This is a genomic window from Corynebacterium imitans, assembly GCF_000739455.1.
Lineage (GTDB): Bacteria > Actinomycetota > Actinomycetes > Mycobacteriales > Mycobacteriaceae > Corynebacterium > Corynebacterium imitans.
In genome coordinates, this window is the sequence record NZ_CP009211.1 from 1,650,800 (window position 1) to 1,664,774 (window position 13,975).

General features: G+C 65.9%; 9 protein-coding genes. 5 read left to right on the plus strand and 4 right to left on the minus strand.

Annotation, left to right across the window (positions count from 1 at the left end):
• Window positions 1–13 precede the first annotated feature (13 nt).
• From CIMIT_RS07725 to CIMIT_RS07745, 5 genes are all read left to right on the plus strand, one after another.
• A complete protein-coding gene (locus tag CIMIT_RS07725) occupies window positions 14–1,339 on the plus strand; it encodes a DUF4921 family protein (RefSeq protein ID WP_038591321.1) in 1,326 nt (441 codons plus the stop codon).
• A gap of 107 nt (window positions 1,340–1,446) precedes the next feature.
• Window positions 1,447–2,817, plus strand: a complete 1,371-nt coding sequence (locus tag CIMIT_RS07730) for an amidohydrolase (RefSeq protein ID WP_197697004.1) — start codon at window positions 1,447–1,449, stop codon at window positions 2,815–2,817.
• Window positions 2,818–2,934: 117 nt separating this feature from the next.
• A complete protein-coding gene (locus CIMIT_RS07735) occupies window positions 2,935–5,325 on the plus strand; it encodes a glycogen/starch/alpha-glucan phosphorylase (protein WP_038591326.1) in 2,391 nt (796 codons plus the stop codon).
• Window positions 5,326–5,379: 54 nt separating this feature from the next.
• Window positions 5,380–7,236, plus strand: a complete 1,857-nt coding sequence (locus CIMIT_RS07740) for a chorismate-binding protein (RefSeq protein WP_038591329.1) — start codon at window positions 5,380–5,382, stop codon at window positions 7,234–7,236.
• Window positions 7,229–7,957 (plus strand): aminotransferase class IV, encoded by a 729-nt coding sequence (locus CIMIT_RS07745; protein ID WP_038591332.1) that lies wholly within the window; start codon window positions 7,229–7,231, stop codon window positions 7,955–7,957. The genes CIMIT_RS07740 and CIMIT_RS07745 overlap by 8 nt, the downstream gene beginning before the upstream one ends.
• 190 nt (window positions 7,958–8,147) lie before the next feature.
• Here CIMIT_RS07745 and CIMIT_RS07750 read toward each other — a convergent pair whose 3' ends face one another.
• From CIMIT_RS07750 to CIMIT_RS07765, 4 genes are all read right to left on the minus strand, one after another.
• On the minus strand, window positions 8,148–10,565 hold the full coding sequence (locus CIMIT_RS07750) for an excinuclease ABC subunit UvrA (RefSeq protein ID WP_038591335.1): 2,418 nt from the start codon (window positions 10,563–10,565) through the stop codon (window positions 8,148–8,150).
• Window positions 10,566–10,601: 36 nt separating this feature from the next.
• Complete coding sequence (gene pyk / locus CIMIT_RS07755; RefSeq protein WP_038591338.1) at window positions 10,602–12,023, minus strand: pyruvate kinase; 1,422 nt, start codon at window positions 12,021–12,023, stop codon at window positions 10,602–10,604.
• Between the two features lie 138 nt (window positions 12,024–12,161).
• Window positions 12,162–13,061, minus strand: coding sequence for a prolipoprotein diacylglyceryl transferase (gene lgt, locus CIMIT_RS07760; protein WP_038591341.1), 900 nt, complete (start codon window positions 13,059–13,061; stop codon window positions 12,162–12,164).
• A gap of 54 nt (window positions 13,062–13,115) precedes the next feature.
• A complete protein-coding gene (locus CIMIT_RS07765; protein WP_051904884.1) occupies window positions 13,116–13,961 on the minus strand; it encodes an indole-3-glycerol phosphate synthase TrpC in 846 nt (281 codons plus the stop codon).
• Window positions 13,962–13,975: the final 14 nt, after the last annotated feature.

Genomic DNA, 13,975 nt, shown 5'->3' on the forward strand with positions numbered 1-13,975 from the left:
TACGCTGGAGCGCATGAGCTTTCCCCTGCCCTCGTACAGAGATGCACTGTCCACCATGGCCGACGGGACGATCAAGCAGGTCAACCCGTTTTCCGGCACGCAAGTGTGGACGGTGCCGGGGCGCGGCAACCGACCACTGAGCAAGCCTTCGGGCGAGGCGCGCCCGGTGCGGGAGGAAGACTTCACCCACGCCTGCAACTTCTGCGAAGGCAAGCTGCTTGCCACCCCGCCGGAGAAGTCGCGCATGGTGCGCACCGATGCGGGGTGGGAGATCCTGCGTAACCAGATGCCGCACGAACTCGAGGCCACTCGTGCCCAGTTTCGCCGCGTACCCAACCTCTTTGAAATCGTCTCCTACCAGTACTGGAAGGAGAACTACGGCTACGACATGTCGGCCGCGCAGCGCGAGCATATGGAGCACTACCTGGCGGATCACGCCGGGCGCGAGCACATCTTCCAGATCGTGAGCACTCGACTGAAGGCCTCCGGCTTTGCCGATGAGCCGACCGAGGAGGAACTGCTCAGCTACGTGCCGGCCTACTTCGCCGGAGGTCACGACGTGATCATTGGCCGCCGCCACTTTGTCGACGGGGCGGAAAACGACTCCCAGCTCGCCGGCTCCGGCACGCTTGACCCGGAAGAACATGCCGCGTTTATCACCTTCACCATCGACGCGCTGCGCGACCTGGTGGATGAGAACCGTTACTCGCCGTACGTGGTGGTCTTCCAGAACTGGCTCGCGCCCGCCGGCGCCTCCTTCAATCACCTGCACAAGCAGCTTGTGGCTATCGACGAGCGCGGGGTCCAGGCCGAGCTGGAGATCTCCAAACTGCGGCAGAACGTGAACATGTATAACGAGTGGGGTGTAAATTACGCCAGCTACCACAACCTGGTGGTCGCGGAGAACGAGGACGCGATCGTGGTAGTGGGCATCGGGCACCGCTACCCCACCTTGAGTGTGTACTCGAAGTCGCCGGTGTGTGAGCCGTGGCTGCAATCCGAGCGCGAAGTACGCAACATGTCGAACCTGCTGCACGCCGTGCACGCGGCCACGGGCACGGAGGTCTCCACCAACGAAGAGTGGCACTATCGGCCGGTCGACCTGGACCTGCCGATGCCCTGGCGCATCAACATCAAGTGGCGGATCTCCACGCTGGCCGGATTTGAGGGCGGCACGAAGATTTACGTCAATACGCTCTCCCCCTTTGATATCCGCGACCGCGTGGTGTCCAACATGTACCGCCTGCGCGACGAAAGGCGCATTGACCAGGACATCCGCATTGCCACGGAGTGCGCGCCGGCGCGCAACACACTGCGCTATAACCCGGCGGTTGGGTAGGCCTCCTTTTGCACTCCCCGGCCCCGCGACCTGGGCGACGATGGTAGACATGTAGCAACACCGAAGAAACCATCGAGCGCGCGGGGAGCCCGCGCGGAGGAGTGACCTTGAGCGACACGAGCACGATCGCGTCCATCATCGAATCCTATGAGATCGATCCGGCCTGGCAGCGCCGGCTCTACGAGCTGCTGCACGCTAACCCGGAGCTCTCCCTCCAGGAGGAGGAGACCCACCAGCGCCTGCTGCTGGAGCTCAGCTACCTCAACTGCGAGGTCGTCGCCCCGATTGGTAAGTACGGCATCTGCGCCATCTTCCGCAACGGTGAGGGCAGAACCGTGCTGCACCGCGCGGATTTCGACGGCCTGCCGGTCACCGAGCAGACCGGCGTGCCGTACGCCTCGCACAAGAAGGTCACCACCAAGGACGGCGAGGTCGTCGGCACGATGCACGCCTGCGGCCACGACATTCACACCGCAGCGCTGGTCGGCATGTGCCACCACTTAGACAACACGCGCGACAAGTGGTCTGGCACATTCATTGCCCTATTCCAACCGGGCGAGGAGATCGGCGCGGGTGCCGAGGCGATGGTGGACGACGGCCTGGTGGACAAGATCCCCTTCCCCGAGGTCTGCTTCGGCCAGCACGTCATGCCGGGCCGCGCGGGCCAGGTGATGTCCAAGGCCGGCCCGCAGTTCGCGGCCTGTGATTCCATCCGCATCCGGATCCCCGGCCGCAGCGCGCACGGCTCCATGCCGCACAACGCGATCGACCCCACCTACACCGCGGCGATGATCATCGCCCGCATGCAGGCTGTGGTGGGCCGCGAGGTCGACCCGAACGACTTCGCGGTAATCACTGTGGCCAGCATGCACGCAGGTACCACCAACAACATCATCCCGGGGCATGCAGAGCTGGTGCTCAACTGCCGCTTCTACAGCGAGCGCACCAAGGCGCGCGTGTACGCCTCCATCGAGCGTGTCGTCCACGCCGAGGTACTGGCGTCCGGTTCCACCGAGGCACCGACGATTGAGTACTTCGCGCACGGCGAGCTGATGAGCAACGACGCGATCGTCTACAACAAGGTCCGCGCCACTTTCGACGACGTCTTCGGCACCGAAAGCGTCAACGCCGCACGCAAGACCGTCTCGGAGGACTTCCCCGTCCTGCCGCAGGCCTTCGGCGTGCCCTACTTCTTCTGGCTCATCGGCTGCACCCCGCAGGAGCAGTGGGACAAAGCAGTCGCCGCCGACCGCGTGGAGCAGGACGTACCGGTCAACCACATGTCCACCTTCCTGCCCGAATACGAACCCACCATCAAGGCGGCTACGAACGCAGGTCTCGCCGCAGTGCTGACGTACCTGGCAAAGACGGAAGACGCAGCGTGTGACGTCGACGGGGACGAGGACGCCGAGGATCCGGCCGAAGCGGCACGCGCAGATATTGGCGAGCTGGATCTGCCGGAGGCAGAGGCCCGCTGAGCTGCGGGCTCTGTGCTCGGGGCGGCGCGGTCGCGGGTCAGTCTGTAGGCTCGAAAAGCAGTGACGTGCATACAGCACGTAGCAGCCAATTGAAGGTGGAATGAGGTTCTTTTCAGGATGAATACCCCCGCACACGCCCCCGCGCTCAACGAAGCGCTCGCCGGACACGTCCGCGCGTTCGGCGGCCGCACCCCGGAAAACGCCACGACCAAGAAATTTTGGACCGGTCTTTCTGCGGCCGTGATGGAACAGCTCGCCGATAACTGGGACGCCACCCGCAGCGCATACGCGGGCACCCGCCAGGCGGCGTACTTCTCCGCCGAGTTCCTGCAGGGCCGTGCGCTGCTGAACAACCTGACCAACCTGGGTCTGGTCGATGAGGCCAAGGCCGCAGCGAAGGCCAGTGGGCACGAGCTGTCGGATGTCCTCGAGGCTGAGCACGACGCAGCACTGGGCAACGGTGGCCTGGGGCGCCTGGCCGCCTGCTTCCTCGACTCGGCTGTCACGCAGGACTACCCCCTGACCGGCTACGGCCTGCTGTACCGCTACGGCTTATTCCGCCAGGAGTTCGTCGACGGTTTCCAGAAGGAGCACCCGGACGCTTGGAAGGAGTCCTTCTACCCCTTCATCGTGCGCCACGGCTCGCAGCAGCGCATCGTGAAGTTCGACGACATGCACGTGCGTGCCATCCCCCACGACATGCCGATCACCGGCTACGGCACCGACAACGTCGGCACCCTGCGCCTGTGGGATGCCTCCCCGATGCACGAGTTTGACTACGACGCGTTTAACCACCAGCGCTTCACCGACGCGATCCTGGAGCGCGAGGCAGTCCACGACATCACGCGCGTGCTCTACCCCAACGATTCCAGCTACGCCGGCAAACTTTTGCGCGTGCGCCAGCAGTACTTCTTCGTCTCCGCTTCCCTACAGGAGCTGGTGGAAAACTACATCGAGCACCACGGCGAGGACCTGAGCAAGTTCCACGAGTTCAACTCGATCCAGCTCAACGACACCCACCCGGTGCTCGGCATCCCGGAGCTCATGCGCCTGCTCATGGACGAGCACGACATGGGCTGGGACGAAGCCTGGGAGGTCACCTCCAAGACCTTTGCCTACACCAACCACACTGTGCTGCAGGAGGCGCTGGAGACCTGGGAAGAGTCCATCTTCAAGCAGCTGTTCTGGCGCATTTGGGAGATCGTGCAAGAGATCGACCGCCGCTACCGCCTCGACATGGAAGCCCGCGGGATTGCCCCGGAGACCGCGCACCACTACTCGCCGGTGCACGACGGTGCGATCCACATGGCGTGGATCGCCTGCTACGCCGCGTACTCCGTCAACGGCGTCGCCGCGCTGCACACCGAGATCCTCAAGCGCGACACGCTGAACTACTGGTACGAGATGTACCCGGAGCGCTTCAACAACAAGACCAACGGTGTGACCCCGCGCCGCTGGCTGCGCATGTGCAACCCGCGCCTGTCCGAACTGCTCGACCGCCTCGCTGGTAGCGACGAGTGGGTCACTGACCTGTCCAAGCTGCGCGAGCTGCGCCACTTCGCCGAAGACCCGGAGGTGCTGCGCGAGCTGCGCGAGATCAAGGCTGCCAACAAGCGTGACTTCGCCGAGTGGATCGCCGATCGCCAGGGCGAGGAGATCGACCCGGATTCGGTCTTTGACACCCAAATCAAGCGCCTGCACGAGTACAAGCGCCAGCTGATGAACGCCCTGTACATCCTGGACCTGTACTTCCGTATCACCCAGGACGGCGAGCGCGACGTGCCGAAGCGCACCTTCATCTTCGGCGCGAAGGCGGCCCCGGGCTACACGATGGCCAAGGGCATCATCAAGCTGATCAACGCGATCGGCCAGCTGGTCAACAACGACCCGGTCGCCTCGCAGTACCTGCACGTAGTCTTCGTGGAGAACTACAACGTCTCCCCCGCCGAGCAGATCATCCCGGCCACCGATGTCTCCGAGCAGATCTCCACCGCTGGTAAGGAGGCCTCGGGCACCTCGAACATGAAGTTCATGATGAACGGCGCACTGACCCTGGGCACCATGGACGGCGCGAACGTGGAGATCGTCGATGCCGTCGGCGAGGACAACGCCTACATCTTCGGCGCCCGCGAGGAGGAGCTGCCTGAGCTCAAGCGCAGCTACGACCCGAAGGCCGTCGCCGCGGAGACCCCCGGTTTGATGCGCGTGCTCGATGCGCTTGTCGACGGCACGTTGGAGGACAACGGCAGCGGCGCCTTCCACGACATCCGCGCCTCCCTGCTCGACGGCTTCGGCTTCGACGACCCGGACGTCTACTACGTCCTCGGCGACTACGCAGACTTCCGCGCTACCCGCGACCGCATGGCCGAAGAGTACTACGCGGACCCGGACCACTGGGCGAAGATGTGCTGGATCAACATCTGCGAGTCCGGCCGCTTCTCCTCCGACCGCACCATCCGCGACTACGCGGAAGAGGTCTGGAAGCTCGACCCGACCCCGATCAACTAGCCCGGATGGGCCGAGGCTCAGCGGAACCGCCCCGGCAGTAAGATCAACGGCGCTATGATCTTGCTGCTGGATAACCGCGACTCCTACACCTTCAACCTGGCCCACCTCGTCGCCGAGGCCACCGGTCTCTCACCGCTCGTGGTGGCCTGCGACGACCCGGCAGCAGACGCACTCCCCGCACGCATCCGTGCCGGGGAGTTTTCCCATATCCTCATCTCCCCTGGCCCCGGCACGCCCGAGCGCGAGGAAGACTTCGGCACTTCCCGACGGGTGATCGAGGCCGCAGCCGACGCTGGCATTCCGCTGCTCGGCGTGTGCCTGGGACACCAGGGGCTCGCGATGCTCGCCGGTGCGGACGTGACCCGCGCGCCCGAGCCGCGCCATGGTTTCGTCTCCACGATCACCCACTCCGGCGAGGGCATCTTCGCCGGCATCCCGCAGGGCTTCGAGGTGGTGCGCTACCACTCCCTACACGTGGACGAGGCGGTCGAAGGGTTCACGGTGCACGCCCGCAGCGAGGACGGTGTGATCCAAGCGCTCAAGGTCGACGGCTTGGACCACTGGGGCGTGCAATTCCACCCCGAATCCGTGCTCACCCAGCACGGCACGGAACTGATCCGCAACTTCATCGGCGGGTGGCGGCTCATCCACCGCGAAGTGCCCGGCGCGCTTGACTGCCAGCGCGTCTTCAACGCGATTACACGCGAAGGCAACGACGCGTTCTTCCTCGACTCCGCTGACACCCGCGGCCAATTTTCCATCCTTGGCGATACCGCGGGCACACTGTCGCGCACGTTCCGCTACTCGCTTGGCGATACCCCAGACATCCTCGCCAGCCTCGAGGCGGAACTCTCCGCGCCAATTTACGACGCCCCCGACTTGCCCTTTACCGGCGGGCTGATCGGCTACCTCGGCTACGAGTGCGCGCAGCTAACCCTGCCACTCACGCTGCGGCACCGCTCGCCGTATCCGGACGCCTACTTCGTGCGCCCGCACTCCTTCATCATCTACGACCACGAGTCCGAAACCGCGCACCTGTGCGCGCTGGCCGGCGAGGGCGCAGACGAGCTCCTCGACCGCCTCGAACGGGCGCTTGCGGGTGCGGATGGTGGGCCGGAAGCGCAGCTAAGCGAAGGCACTTGGGCCAATCCGGACTACCTCGGGGCCATCGAAAACGCGCAGGACGAGCTGCGCGCGGGCGAAAGCTACGAGGTGTGCCTGACTGATACCTACACGGTCGAAGCTTCAGGAGATATCTACCCTCATCTGCGCGAACACAACCCCGCGCCGTACGCCGCGCACCTGCTTTTTGAAGGCGTGGAGGTTGCCAGCGCCTCGCCCGAGCGCTTCCTCACCGTGCGCGGGCGCGACGTGGAGGCGAAACCGATCAAGGGCACCATCGCCGCCGACGAAGACCCGGCGCTGCTCACCCGAGACACCAAGACCCGCGCCGAAAACCTCATGATCGTTGACCTGCTTCGCAACGACCTCTCCCGCGTCTGCGAACCGGACACCGTGCGCGTGCCGAGGCTCATGCAGGTGGAGTCGTACGCGACAGTGCACCAACTCGTCTCCACCATTACCGGGCGGCTTTGCGAGGGACTCACCGCCGTCGACGCGGTGCGCGCGGCCTTCCCGCCGGGCTCGATGACTGGTGCGCCGAAGCTGCGTACCTGCGAGATCATCGACCGGCTCGAGTGCGCCCCACGCGGGGTGTACTCCGGCGCGCTCGGCTACTTCGGCTTCGACGGGCAGGCCGACCTGTCGGTAGTCATCCGCACTGCGGTGCGCGCCCGCAACACCCTGACCGTGGGCGCGGGCGGCGCGATCGTGCTCGATTCCGACGCGCACGCCGAGCTTGCCGAACGCGACCTCAAAGCCCAGTCCGTCCTGGGAGCATGGGATGCGTAGGTACGCCTGGCACGGCTCGTTCGTCGAGCGCGACTTCACTGACGGCCCGCTCGAGGTCGTCGACTCCTGGCGGCACTCCTCCGGCCGCGCGCACGGCTTGGAGGCACACCTCGCCCGCTTTGTCCGCACCGCCGGCCCGCTGCCCGCAGGGTTCGTCGACGCCATGCTGCCACTGCTCGCGGAAGGCGAGCTGTTTCCCCGCATCGCGCTGTCTGCAGGCCTGTTGCTTCTCGACGTCCGCCCCGCCCCCGCACCTCGCCCATCTACTGCCCTGACCTACGTGACGGCTGACGACCCGCGCACGAAACCCGAGGTCAAAGGCCCGGACTTCGTCGCGTTTCGCGCATACCGTTCGCAGTACCAGGTAGAGGGGACGGACGACACCGTGATCGTGGATGCGGAAGGCGCGATGCTCGAGACCACCACCGGCGCGCTGGTGATGTGGGATGGTGCGACCCTGTGTATCCCCGACGGGGTGAAGCTGCCCAGTATCACGCTGCACCAGGTGACCACGCGGGCGCAGCAGCTGGGACTGCGAGTAGAACGCCGCCGGTTGTTTCCCGAACTCGCCAACGATCACCCCCTCTGGTTCCTCAATTCCCTGCACGGCATCAGCCCGGTCAGCGAGCTACGGGACAGCGAGCGCGTGCTCACTCCCCCGCCGCACCCGGACGTCGACGCTTGGCGCGCCTGGTGGTGGGACGGTTTCCAGCCGGTGTAGCGGTACCGCTGGGTGCTATCCAAACGCGGCTTCCAAACGGAGCTAGCTCCATTTGGACCAACGCCGCCCGCAAAATCCCAGCTCGCGGAAAACCGCGCACCCCAAACGGAGCTAGCTCCATTTAGACCAACGCCGCCCGCAAAACCCCAGGTCGCGAGAAACCGCACACCCCAAACGGAGCTAGCTCCATTTAGACCCGCGCTGCGCGCTCGGCGAGCACCCGCCCCGTCGGCGTGTCGCACGCAGCCAGCTCGGCCGGAGTACCAGAAGCAACAATTTCGCCGCCTTCGGCACCCGCGCCCGGGCCCATTTCGATGATCCGGTCGGCCTGCGCGAGCACCGAGGTGTCGTGCTCGACCACGATGACGGTCTGGCCCGCGTCAACCAGGCTGTTGAGCTCGGTGACCAGTAGCGCGACGTCGGCGGGGTGCAGGCCGGTGGTCGGCTCGTCGAGCAGGTAGACGGTGTGGCCGCGGCGCGAGTTGCGGGAGCGCTGCAGCTCGGTGGCCAGCTTGATGCGTTGCGCTTCGCCGCCGGACAGCTCGGGCGCGCCCTGGCCGAGTCGGAGGTAGCCCAGCCCCACCGCCTGCAGGGTCTCCACCGCGCGCAGGATCTTCGGCTCCTCGGCGAACACCTCCGCGGCCTCGTCGACCGTAAGCTCCAGCACGTCGGCGATGGTGCGCCCCTCCCAGGTCACCTCGAGGGTCTCGTCGTTATAGCGCGCGCCGCCGCAGTCCGGGCAGGTGGTGTAGGAGCCGGGCAGGAACACCAGCTCGACCTCGATCTTGCCCGCACCGCCGCAGGTCGGGCACTGGCCTTGCTTCACGTTGTAGGAAAAGCGCGAGACGGTCCACTTGCGCCGCTTCGCTTCGGAAGTACCGGCGAAAAGTTTCCGAACACCATCGAAGAGCCCCGTATACGTGGCAAGCGTCGAGCGCGGCGTGCGGCCGATCGGCTTCTGGGTGATCTGCACGACCCGGCGCACCGCGTCGAAGCCTGCATGCTTCCCGACGCTCCACTCCCCCGCCTCTTCGCCGTCGTCCTCGTCGACCACGTTTGCGGCGGCGTCGCGAAGCAAACCCGCAAGCACGGTGCTGACCAAGGTGGACTTGCCGGAGCCGGACACGCCCGCCACGGCAGTGAACTGGCCGAGTCCAAAAGAGACGTCCAACCCGTCGATGGACCGCGCCTGCACGCCGGACAGCCCAAGCGAACCGGCAGCATCGCGGGGCTCACTGTTCAAGCGCAGCGTCCGGTTGGCCAGCGCGCGGGCGGTCGGCGCGTCGCCCGCGTACTCGTTGGTGGGTCCCGAGTAGAGCACCTTGCCGCCGCCCTCGCCAGCGAGCGGGCCGACGTCGACGAGCCAGTCGGTTTGGGCAACCAGCTCCATGTCGTGTTCGACCAGGAGGACGGAGTTGCCGGACTCAATGAAGCGGCGGCAGATATCCAGCACGGCACCGCGCTCGTCCGGGTGCAGGCCCGCGGAGGGCTCGTCGAGGACGTAAGTGACTCCGAAAAGCCCCGAGCGCAGCTGCGAGGAAAGGCGGATGCGTTGCAGCTCGCCTGCGGACAGTGTCGGGGCGGGACGGTCCAGGCTCAGGTGCGCAAGGCCGAGATCGAGCGCGGAGCGCAGCGCGGGCAGGATCTGCTTCAGCAACAGGTCCTCGGCTGATCCTTCGGCAGGTTCCTGCGCGGCGAGCACCTCGTAGACGCGGTCGAGGGGAAGCGCGCCGAGGGCGTCGATAGGCATGCCCGCGTAGGTGACCTCGAGTGCCTTCGGGTTCAGACGCCGGCCGTGGCAGGTCTCGCACTGGCGGGAGACCATGTAGCTGAGCACGCGCTTGCGCAGGGTATCCGACTGGGTCTCGGCGAGCGTGTTGGTCAGATACGAGGCCACCGAGCGCCACGTGCCCTTGTAATTGCGCTGGATCTGATCCTCTCCGCGCAAAGGTTTGACAGTGACGACGGGCCGCTCGTCGGTAAACAGGATCCACTCGCGGTCCTTTTTGGGCAGGTCCCGCCAGGGCGAGTCCAGATCAAAGCCCAGGGTGGCCAGAATGTCGTGGAAGTTCTTGCCCGCCCACGCGCCGGGCCAGGCGGCGATGGCACCGTCCTCGATGGAAAGCGAAGGATCCGGCACCATGGAGGCCTCGGTCGGCTCATGGACCACGCCGGTGCCCTGACAGGTCGGGCACATGCCCTCGGGCGTGTTCGGAGAAAAGGAATCGGAGTACAGGCCCTCCGGGTTCTCCCCGCAGCGCGAGTACAGCAGCCGGATGCTATTCGACAGCGCCGAGACGGTCCCGACCGTAGAACGCGCCCCACCGCCCGAGGTGGACTGCTCCAGCGCAACCGTCGGCGGCAGACCGTCGACGGAGCCGACTTGCGGGTCCACCGCCGAGCCGATCAGGCGGCGGGCAAAGGGCACCACCGATTCCAGGTAGCGGCGCTGGCCCTCACCATGGATGGTGCCAAAAGCGAGCGAGGACTTCCCTGAGCCAGACACGCCCGTGACCGCGACGAGTGTGCCGCGCGGAATATCCACATCCACGTTGCGCAGGTTGTGCAGGTGGGCGTCGCGTACACGGATGTCTCGATTGTCATGCATGCGCCCCACCCTACGCGCGTGGTGGGGCACCGCTTCCTAGCGGCTGGTGGTGTCCTCGCCCAGCTCGTGGACACGGATGGTGTTCGTGGTGCCCGGGATCCCCGGCGGGGTGCCGGCAACTACTACGATCGTGTCGCCCTCGTTGTAGTCATCCAGCGCGAGCAGCGACTCGTCCACCACCGCGATCATGTCGTCAGTGGTGTGGGTCCTACGGCACAGGAAGGTGTCGGTACCCCAGGTCACCGCGAGCTGGGAGCGCACCTGCTGGTTCGGGGTGAATGCCAAAAGCGGCAGGTCCGGGCGCAAGCGCGCAACGCGGCGCGCCGTATCGCCGGAGGTGGTAAATGTGATGATCGCCTTGGCGTGCAGGTTCGTCGCGATGTCCTTGGCGGCGTACGCCACGACGCCGCGCTTGGTGCGGGGCACGTGCTGCAGCTTCGGCTCGATGCCGGAGTCCTCGGCGGAGCGCACGATGCGGCTCATGGTGCGCACCACGTTGTGCGGGTCCACGCCCACGGAGGTCTCGCCGGAGAGCATGACGGCATCCGCGCCATCGATGACCGCGTTGGCCACGTCGGAAGCCTCGGCGCGGGTGGGACGCGAGTTCTCAATCATGGAGTCGAGCATCTGCGTTGCCACGATCACCGGCTTGGCGTTCTCGCGCGCGATCTGAATAACGCGCTTCTGCACCGCGGGGACCTCCTCGAGCGGGATCTCCACGCCCAGGTCGCCGCGAGCCACCATCACCGCGTCGAATGCCAGGATGATCGACTCGATCGCGTCGACCGCCTCAGGCTTCTCCAGCTTGGCGATCACCGGAACGCGACGGCCAACCTCGTCCATGATCTCGTGAACCAGATCCACGTCGGCCGGCGAGCGCACAAACGACAAGGCAATCAGATCCACGCCCATGCGCAGGGCAAAGCGCAGATCGTCCTTGTCCTTCTCGCTCAGTGCCGGGACCGAAATGTTCATCCCGGGCAGGGAGACGCCCTTGTTGTTGGAGACCGGACCGCCCTCGGTCACGCGGCAGACCACGTCGTTGCCGTCAACCTCGACGCAGACGAGGCCGACCTTGCCATCGTCGACAAGCAGGCGATCGCCCGGGGAAGCATCACGCGCCAGGCCCTTGTACGTGGTGGAGACACGGTCGTGCGTGCCCTCGACATCGTCGGTGGTGATGCGGACGATCTCGCCGTCTTTCCACTCCGTCGCGCCTTCTTTGAAGCGGCCGAGGCGGATCTTCGGGCCCTGTAGGTCCGCGAGCACGCCCACGGCTTGCCCCGTCTCGTCGGTGGCCTCGCGCACCCAGTCGTAGTTCTGCTGGTGGTCGGCGTGGTCGCCGTGCGAGAAGTTCAGGCGCGCGACGTTCATCCCGTCGCGCACGAGGCCCACGATGGCTTCCTTGCTCGCCACAGCTGGGCCGAGCGTACACACGATCTTTGTTCTTCTATCCATGTTTATGCACCTACTTGGATGTAGCGAACGTACTGGGCCGAAATCAGACGTGTGTGTTGTTTCGTCCCTGTCTTGCAAGAGACCAGGCTACTCCCTTTCACACAATCATGCCCGATCGGACATAATCAGGCATTGTTCTCACCCGTCGTTCGCACTGCGCTCGCCCGCCTGCGCTTGCCGACGCGGGTCGACCTCCTCCGGCGTCTCTCTCCCCTTCGCACTGAAAAAGAAGAGCACCATAGCGATGAGGAAGACCACCGCGGAGACCCACGTGTTGACCCGCTGCCCGAGAATGAGCGTGGCCTCGTCGGTGCGCATCAGCTCGATGAAGAAGCGCCCGAAGGTGTAACCGGCCACGTACAGCCAAAACACGCGGCCATGGCCCAGCCTAAAGTAGCGATCCGCCCAGATCAGCAGGCAGAAGACGGCCACGTTCCATATCAGCTCGTACAGGAAGGTCGGGTGCACGCTGGCAAGCACTTCCCCGGTTGAGCGGCCGGTCAGCGGCGCGAAGTTGCCGGCCTCGTCGACGCGGTAGTAGATGTCCAGCGCCCATGGCACATCCGTTTCCGCACCGTAGAGCTCCTGGTTGAACCAGTTGCCCAGTCGCCCGATGCCCTGGGCGAGTACGACTCCGGGCGCGAGCGCGTCGGCAAGCGGGGCAAACGGCACGTTGCGGTAGCGCATCAACGCCCACACCGCGAGCGTGCCGAGCGCGACCGCACCCCAGATCCCTAGGCCCCCGGCGGTGATATTGAAGGCCTGCCAGGGGTTTTTCCCCTCGCCGAAGTACTTATCGTAATCCGTGATCACGTGGTAGAGGCGGCCGCCGATGATGCCTGCGGGGATCGCCACAATCGCCGCGTCCCACACCACATCCGCGTCCCCGCCGCGCGCCGTGTAGCGACGCACGCCGATCCACAGCGCAACGAGAATGCCCATGATGATGCACAGCGCGTAGGCACGAATGGGAATTGGGCCCAAATGCCACACGCCCTGCGGCGGGGAGGGAATATTTGCCAGAATATAGGTTTCCACGACACACAGTGTGCCTGAGGCTGCCTGGAATTTCGAACAGCGCCCCGCGAGCAATTAGCGACGCGACGGGCACGCCGGGTGCTGCCCCGCCGCCGCCAAGGCGCGGGTGGCCTGGCAGATGTCGCCGCCGCTCATGATTGCCTCGGCGGCCAGCACCGCATCCGCACCGCAGGCTGCGGCGTTGATGAGGTCGCGCGCGGTGGTCACCCCGCCGAGGCTGATCTTGATGACCTCGCTCGGCAGCCCCGGGGCGATCTCCGCGAAAGCCGCGGGGTTGCGCGAGTTGGTCTCAAAGGTCCACGAGTTGACCGCGACGACGCTCGCGCCCGCGGCGAGTGCGCGGTCCGCGTCCTGCGGTGTGCGCACCTCAGCCATCACCACCATGCCGAGCGACTCCGCCCGGTCAATCAGCGACGCCAGGCGCGCCTGGTCCAAAATGCCCACCTGCAGCGGCAGCACATCGGCGCCGTAGCAGCGGGCCTCGTGGATCTGGTAGGGGTCGACAATCACGTCGCGGCACACCATCGGCAGCTCGACGGCGGCGCGGGCGGCGGCCATATCGGTCAACGAGCCGTCGAAGCGCAGACGCTCCGTCTGGCAAGCGATCAGGTGCGCCCCGCCCTCTTCGATGGCGTGGGCGACCTCTTCGATCGAGCGGTACTTCGCCGCGGTCGGCCCGTAGACGGGCGAATTGCGCTTGATTTCCGCGACCACGCCGCACCCCGGGCGCAGCATGGCGGCGCGCGCGTCCCTCGTGGGGGCCATGTCGCGCGAGCGCGCCTTGATCTCCTGGAAAGGCACGTCGGCCTCACGGCGTGCCACGTCGCGCAGCACGCTCGTCACGATCGCCTCGGCGACCTCCGCGATGCCTGCGGTGTCGGCAGTGTGAGGAACCACCATGACTACCTCCAGGA